The sequence below is a fragment of the uncultured Campylobacter sp. genome (assembly GCF_937997465.1).
In the GTDB taxonomy this organism is placed as follows: Bacteria; Campylobacterota; Campylobacteria; order Campylobacterales; family Campylobacteraceae; genus Campylobacter_A.
The window spans coordinates 1-5617 of record NZ_CALKTQ010000170.1 but is presented as its reverse complement, the minus strand read 5'-3'; the positions used below and the strand labels follow the sequence as shown (position 1 = coordinate 5617).

At 34.2% G+C, this 5617-nt stretch carries 8 protein-coding genes; 3 read left to right on the top strand and 5 right to left on the bottom strand.

Features of this window, described 5'->3' with window-relative positions; translation table 11 throughout:
* From Q0546_RS05445 to Q0546_RS05435, 3 genes are all read left to right on the top strand, one after another.
* On the top strand, window positions 1-305 hold a 305-nt coding region (locus Q0546_RS05445), incomplete at its 5' end, for a hypothetical protein (protein ID WP_298791228.1).
* 455 nt (window positions 306-760) lie between these two features.
* Entirely contained in the window at window positions 761-889 is a 129-nt protein-coding gene (locus Q0546_RS05440) for a hypothetical protein (protein ID WP_298791226.1), read from the top strand.
* 14 nt (window positions 890-903) lie between these two features.
* The gene (locus Q0546_RS05435; RefSeq protein WP_366519254.1) at window positions 904-2343 is read left to right on the top strand and encodes a type II toxin-antitoxin system HipA family toxin; all 1440 of its coding nucleotides are present in this window, start codon (window positions 904-906) and stop codon (window positions 2341-2343) included.
* 110 nt (window positions 2344-2453) lie between these two features.
* Here the strand turns inward: Q0546_RS05435 and Q0546_RS05430 are convergent, their stop codons facing one another.
* The 5 genes from Q0546_RS05430 to Q0546_RS05410 all read right to left on the bottom strand — a co-directional run.
* The gene (locus Q0546_RS05430) at window positions 2454-2726 is read right to left on the bottom strand and encodes a hypothetical protein (RefSeq protein ID WP_298791224.1); all 273 of its coding nucleotides are present in this window, start codon (window positions 2724-2726) and stop codon (window positions 2454-2456) included.
* A 3-nt stretch (window positions 2727-2729) separates the two neighbouring features.
* Complete coding sequence (locus Q0546_RS05425) at window positions 2730-2987, bottom strand: hypothetical protein (RefSeq protein ID WP_298791222.1); 258 nt, start codon at window positions 2985-2987, stop codon at window positions 2730-2732.
* A 20-nt stretch (window positions 2988-3007) separates the two neighbouring features.
* A complete protein-coding gene (locus Q0546_RS05420; protein WP_297940754.1) occupies window positions 3008-3643 on the bottom strand; it encodes a zeta toxin family protein in 636 nt (211 codons plus the stop codon).
* Window positions 3644-3721: 78 nt separating this feature from the next.
* Entirely contained in the window at window positions 3722-4516 is a 795-nt protein-coding gene (locus tag Q0546_RS05415) for a Fic family protein (protein WP_297940755.1), read from the bottom strand.
* Window positions 4517-4569: 53 nt separating this feature from the next.
* A partial coding sequence (locus Q0546_RS05410; RefSeq protein WP_298791219.1) for a DUF4172 domain-containing protein occupies window positions 4570-5617 on the bottom strand: 1048 nt, incomplete at its 5' end.

Below are 5617 nucleotides of genomic sequence, written 5' to 3'. Positions count from 1 at the left end.
ACCCGTTACTAGGCACGAAAATAGTGATAGACGAAGAGAAGGTTTTACGAGAGAAAAAGTATAAGCTAGACGTAATTTACGAGTATTTAGATAAACTAGCCGAGCAGTGTAATTTGATTAGGATTGACAAAAATACTTTTCACGCGAAAGGGGATGAAAACGATTTGGCAAATTTGGGTCTGTTTGTTTATAAACACGCCATTAAAAACGAGTGGATAACTAAAAATGTCAAAGAGTGGGTTTGGATTAGTCAAAAAGAGGGCAACAGCGATATAATTGGTGATGATATGGGAGTTTGGAAGTGAGTGGAGATAGGATAAACACACGAAAAGCTATTAACTTTGACTTATCATGTTGTTGGTAAAAATCCCATAACATTGATTTTCATGAAGCCAAAAGAAGCAAATATGCTTAATAAAATTTAGACGGCCGCTCAATCAATGACTATATTGCGTTGCCGTAATACGCCGAAGAAGCGCTTTTAATAAATTTCCATATAAGAGGCGCCGGCAACAAAGATGAAAATCTAAAGATGGCAATATCCGCTTCTAGACTTACTTTTTTAGTAGTGTAATCATTTGTCTGATTTGTCAAATAAACAGCATCTTGTCCCAACCATTAAAATTTGATTTTAAAGACACGGTTTATTGTTTACTTTATCGCATGGCTCGCGCATATATTTAAGATTATATTAATCCTATCTGCACTATACTTCTCGTGCAACTCGCGCATATAGATAAGATTTAATTAAGGTTGTAAGATGAACCAAGTAGCGTTAGAAATAGTTAAAATTTTAAAAAATAGCAAGGCGTTGCTTGCGAGAACACAGATAGAAAAGGGCGTAGAACGAGCATCAAGAAGAACCGTCCAAAATGAGCTAAAAAACTAAGCGAGCTAAGGCGAATAAGAGTAGCGGGGCAGGCATCCAGCACGGCTTATGAAATTTCTAACGAATATTCTCATTTTGAAAATCGCCTTTTTATCTATCAAAATCAAGTTTTAGTAGGCTATTTGGGCTATGACTATGAGAACTACTATTTTGTATATGATACAGATTTTTTGCTAAGCGGCAGATACGGCGTTAAATTTGAGATGCCGATCGATTTTAAAATTTATACAAGCAAAAGCTGTTTTGTGGACTTTGAGGAGTCTCTTCCGGAGGGAATAGATAGAAAAATTTTAATAGATAAGGCCGGTAACGCTACGGAGTTTTTCTTGCTGCTACACAATGATTATAGTAAGAACGATCTTGTGTTTTCGGCTAACGCTTTAGAATTTAGTCGCGAGATAAAACCTCAAAGCTATCTTTCCCAAAAGACCAAAATTTTAGGAGCTAATACTTTTCCTAATATTTTAAAATACGATGTTAATATAGACGATATTTCGCTTTTTCCTAGTAAATTTATGAGCGATAGCGAGGAGATAAAACACATAAGGACTATGAGTTTGTCCGGCTATCAACATAAGCTTCAAGTGATTGTTGAAAATAATGCTATAAAGGTAGCTAGCGATAAAGACAACGCGACGTTTTTTATTAAGCCCTACGATACGTTCAAAGCCGATAAAAACAGCGACTACTATTTTCCGCATATTACCATAAACGAGCATTTGCATATGAGCTTTGCTAAGAACGAGTTAGGGTTTGACGTGCCGATGAGCGGAGTGTTTAAAAGAGAGCAGGATAAAGAGTATCACTACTTTATAAAGTATTTTGATAGGATTGGAGCTTATAAATTTCAACGAAAAGAATTTTCTACGTTTATGGGGTTGAGCAGCGAAAGTAAATATAAAGCCTCATCCGAAAAACTCTTTGACGCGGCGGCTAGGATACTGCCAAGCAGCGATGATAGACTTAGGATGATTGAGTACTATTTTTACTCGTTTCTTATTAGACATGAGGATATGCATACGAAAAATATATCGGTTATTTACGATAACGGTAAAATTTTAATAGCTCCTCTTTACGATATCGCTTGCACAGGCTTTTACGAAGGTATCAAAAACTACGAATCACATCTAAGTATAAACGGCAAGCAGACCAATATCAGATATAGCGACTTTATAGAAATAGTAAAAAGAGCTAATGTTGGTAGGGCCAAGTTTAATGAGTCTGCTAAAAATATCGTAGAAATTTATATAAAAAAGATGCCAAAATATATAAAAAAGCTTGAAAAGCTGGACAGGCTGGACTTTTACAAAAAGGACAGAGTTAATGCCGAAGACAAAAGAGTCAAAATAAAATCCAAAACTACGCTTGCGGAAGTAATGATGGAACATTTTGAGCAAAGGCGCGAGACCCTAAAAAGAAATGGATGGTTTGAGAAGTTGGGGATAAAGGTATGAGTATAAAAATGAATTTTTATACATCATGTTATGTTAAAATTTTTGGCTCTCTTTAACTTACTACTCATTTACGTGAGCTTAAGTTAAAGAGGACCCAATTAGCTCCGCTACTACATAAAGCCTCTCTTTGGCAAATCTTTTTTGGGCAAGTCAAGCACTAAACGCCAAAAATTCCAACTTTTCTCGTCAAACCAGCCGCACTGCGCATTATTTAAGGCTTGTATCATATCCTCTTTTACTTTCCAAAGTAGCACGAATTCGTCCAGGTCTGCATAGCGCATAGCTTGAGCTACGATTCTTTCAGGTGTCTCCATAACATCGTAAGGCAGCTTCCACCAGATGTATTTATTTGCAAAATATCTTAAAATTTCGTCTCTACTCACTAATTATAGCTCACTCATAAGTTTTAAATTTATCTCTTTTAACGCCTCTTTTACAAGAGTATTGGCTTCTTGTTCTTTGCCTAGTCTTATCGCCAAATCCAAAATAACATTGTATAGCATTACATTATCTTTTGGAAATCTAGTGCACTCCATTCCAGCATTTACATAACTTTCCATAGTTTCTCCAAGCTCTTTTGGGCTTTTGGTCGCGCCTAGCTCTCTTAAAAGCTCGTCTGAAATCTCCACTTTTTTTAATGCCATTGTCTTTTCCCTTTCTAATTTTATTTTATAATGTTGTTTAATTTACTATTTTTTATAACGTTTTCAAACCATTCTATTTTATTAGGCGAATAAAGGTTGATTGTGCCATTTTGCTTTTTGGCGATAAAATTTAAATTTGAAAACTTTTGTTTTTCTCTATCCTCGATCAATTCACTATTATCAAAAAAATAAATCACATCGCATATTGGGATAATGCGGGCTAGATTTTCAAAGCTTTGTGAAAAACGCCTTTCAAGCGTTGCTTCATCAATGGAGTGTCCGTTTCTTGCTGCTCTTATGGCCACTCGTTGTTTTGAGAGTTCGATGCTATTTAAGCCAACATAATAAAGGGTAATATAGTAGCCAGCCTCTTTGGCTTTATTTATAAATTTAACTATACTATGCCCGCTAAGAGTAGTTTCTATATTAAAATCTATCCCTCGCTCAATGTAAGACTTTCTTAGCTTTAATGCAAGCCTACCAGCTCTATTTTGATCTTTGGGGTTTTGCCAGTCGCCAAATTCTCTAACGATTTCATCAGAATTTATCCTTGCACCATAGATGACAGAATCTACTTCAAGCTGGTTAATATAAAATGTAGATTTACCTGCGCCATTTACACCTGCAAATATATATAGTTTCTTTTGATCGTCCATTTCTTATCTCTTTACTCTTTTAAATTTTAAAGCTAAAAAGCCTAAATTTACACTTTTGAACTTTTTTCTGGGAAATTTTTAAGCCTCTCCATCTATTTTTGTCCCAAATCCTGACATAACTTTTTCAAGTGTAGAATATGCTTCATTCAAATCAATGCTTGCACCATCGATATAGTCTTTTAAAATAGCCTCATATTCATCTTGGCAAGACAAACAAGTATCTATTAAAAATCCCTTTTGGTTCTCATAATTTTTAAGCCCACGATAGTAAAATGCCTGATGCTCTACATCTATTATAAAAGGGGTAATGCCATTTTTAAGGCACTCTTTAAACATTATTAACCTACCAATTCTACCATTGCCATCTTCAAATGGATGTATTCTTTCAAATTTATAATGAAAATCTATAATATCTTTTATGTCTATATTAGTTTTTATAGTATATTCACTAAGTAGCCTTTCTATCTCTTGCACAACTTGTTTTGGTTTAGTAGTTGAAAAATCCCCTATATAATTTGCTGTTTTCTTATAGTCGCCTATTACATCATCGCTAGTCCCATTCTTTAAAATTCTATGAAGCTCTTTTAAAAACTCGTGTGTAATAGGCACATTAAAGCTTTCAAGTATAAAATCAAATGCCTTAAAATGATTTCTGGTTTCTAATATATCGTTTATTTTTATCTCTTCGCCGTCTTTTTCCGAAAAAAAGGAGCTTGTCTCATAAATATGCCTAGTCTGCTCCTTGCTTAATCTGCTACCCTCAATATGATTAGAATTGTATGCAAAAACTATCTGGTTTAAATGATAAAAGCCATTTTTTATATGATTTCTCTTTTCATATAGTAAAATTTCAAGCGAAGAAAATTTTTCCATAGCCAAACCGCCTTTAAGATTTAAAACCTATATTTGATCTCATTTTTACTCCTTTACTTGTATTGTATTTTTAACTTGCTATCTTCGTTTTCATTGTCGATATAGCTATGTTTTAAGTCGGTATTACTATCATTACTTAAAAGATAACTCTTTCCGTTTTCTTTTATTTTTAAACAACCGAATTTTACAAGCTCGTCAATTTCTTTTTTAGCCATATCTTTGCTGTTTTTAGCAATAGAGGCAAATTTGGCGATATCTATACCGCCGTCAAAGTTGCTAACGCCGACGTCCAATACTTTGTTTAGGACTTTTTGTTGGGTCTTGTTTAAATTACAAGTTCTAAATTTATCCCAAAAATCGGTCTTAAAGGCAATATTCTTTATAAGATTGATACTATCTTTGATGGCATGGTTCGTTATTTCTAAATGCCATTTAATCCACGCCGTAAAATCACAATTTGGATTACTCACAAGTTTGGTCGTCTGTTCTAGCTTCTCGTAATAAGCTTTTTTGTTGCTTTGAATAATGCTAGAAATAGAATACAATTTAATATTATTATTCGGCAAGCAATAGTCCGCCAACGCCCTTGTTATTCTACCGTTACCGTCATCGTATGGATGCATAACTACAAACCATAGATGAGCTATCGCACTTTTTACATAAGCATTTTCTTGACTATTATTAATAAAATCCAAAAATAACTTCATATCTTTTTCAATATGTTTTGGTGGAACAGCTTCATAATGAATCTTTTCGCGCGTCATTGCCCCAGAAACAACTTGTATTTGGCTATCTCTAAATTGAGCTACTTTGATTTTAAATAAACCGCTATATCCGCTCTCAAATATAGCATTATGCCAACCGTGCAATCTTTCGATACTCATAGGCGTTTTATTTAAATTTGCGTCTAGTAATATTGATATTAAATTATCGGTTTGTCTAGTCGAGCTAGTATCGGCCAAGCCGTCAAACTTTTCGTCTAGTTTCTTTTTTATCGATGAGCGAACGCTTGCTCTATCGAGTATTTCGCCTTCAATAAGCGATGAGTTTATAATCTCGTTTTCCAATGAGCTGATTTGAGCTTGTAAAAAATCATTTTTA

Bases quoted from the DNA above. Each gene is read 5' to 3' on its own strand.
- Q0546_RS05425 (WP_298791222.1), bottom strand. From the start codon at position 2,987: ATGGCATTAAAAAAAGTGGAGATTTCAGACGAGCTTTTAAGAGAGCTA.
- Q0546_RS05420 (WP_297940754.1), bottom strand. From the start codon at position 3,643: ATGGACGATCAAAAGAAACTATATATATTTGCAGGTGTAAATGGCGCA.
- Q0546_RS05440 (WP_298791226.1), top strand. From the start codon at position 761: ATGAACCAAGTAGCGTTAGAAATAGTTAAAATTTTAAAAAATAGCAAG.
- Q0546_RS05415 (WP_297940755.1), bottom strand. From the start codon at position 4,516: ATGGAAAAATTTTCTTCGCTTGAAATTTTACTATATGAAAAGAGAAAT.